1 protein-coding gene is annotated in these 1,200 nt (G+C 38.6%); it reads right to left on the reverse strand.

The window, feature by feature from the left end:
* Positions 1-53: 53 nt before the first annotated feature.
* Positions 54-1,129 (reverse strand): IS3 family transposase gene (locus I2F62_RS13045; RefSeq protein WP_324627413.1). Its coding sequence is split into 2 segments (ribosomal slippage): positions 54-877 and positions 877-1,129, totalling 1,077 coding nucleotides; the frame shifts between segments, so codons are not numbered across the junction.
* Positions 1,130-1,200 lie beyond the last annotated feature (71 nt).

Consider the following 1,200-nt stretch of genomic DNA (forward strand, 5'->3'; position numbering starts at 1 on the left):
GGTAATACCCCCATTATTAATCGAATCTATAAGTAGAATATCCTAAGCCTTTATTATTGTTTAAAATTAGGTGGTCTACCATCAACTGACATATGTGGTCGTTCATGATTATAGAAGTATTGCCATGCTGTTGTATAGTTCTGAACGTCTTCAATATCTCGAAATAACTGCTGATTTAAACACTCATAACGTACTGTTCGGTTAAATCTTTCAACATACGCATTCTGTTGTGGGTTACCTGGTCGCGTAAACACATGCTCGATTTCATGTTGTTTGCACCATTGAGCCATTAAATCACTGATATATTCCGGCCCATTGTCGCTACGAATACGTTTAGGTTTCCCTCGCCACTCAATCAATTGATCTAAGTCTCGAAGTACACGTTGCGCTGGTAATGAAAAGTCTACCACCATTGCCAGTGACTCCCGATTATAGTCATCAATGATGTTGTGAACACGATAGCTACGTCCATCACTGGGCTGATCATACATAAAATCCATCGACCATGATTCATTCTTGGATGTAGGCGTAGCAAGCTTCTCGGGAATTTCTCGCTTAATTCGTTTGTTCGGTTTGATTCTTAAATTTAGCTCTAGTTCCTTGTAAATCCTATAAACTCTTTTGTGGTTCCATGTGTACCTTTTGACGTTACGCAAATACAGAAAACACAGCTTAAAGCCCCATGTTTTATGATCATTGGTCAGTTGAATCAACCATTGGGCAATCTGCTGATTTTCATCATCTAAACGCGCTTTATAGCGGTAACAGGTCTGACTCACATTAAAGATCAAACAGGCCATACTGACCGAAAGCTTAAATTGCTCAGTTGCTTGCTGAGCAAGTAATTTACGTTGTCTTGGCCTTAAAACTTTTTTGATAGTGCATCTTGCAACACATCAGATTTAAGTCGTTCATCAGCATACATTCGTTTTAAACGAGCATTTTCAGCTTCAAGCTCTTTGAGTCGAGTCATTAATGATAAGTCCATACCACTGTATTTTGACTTCCATTTGTAGAACGTTGCCGTACTCATACCGTGTTCACGACAAAGATTCGGTACAGGCGTGCCAGATTCAGCTTGTTTTAAAATACTCATGATTAAACTGTCTGAATATTTTGATGTTTTCATAGAAAATCTCCTTGGACAAAGGTTAATCGATTTTCTACTTTTAAACTCGCTTAATTTGCGGGAGCATTACC

Source organism: Acinetobacter sp. MD2(2019), from assembly GCF_035615615.1.
Classification (GTDB): Bacteria; Pseudomonadota; Gammaproteobacteria; order Pseudomonadales; family Moraxellaceae; genus Acinetobacter.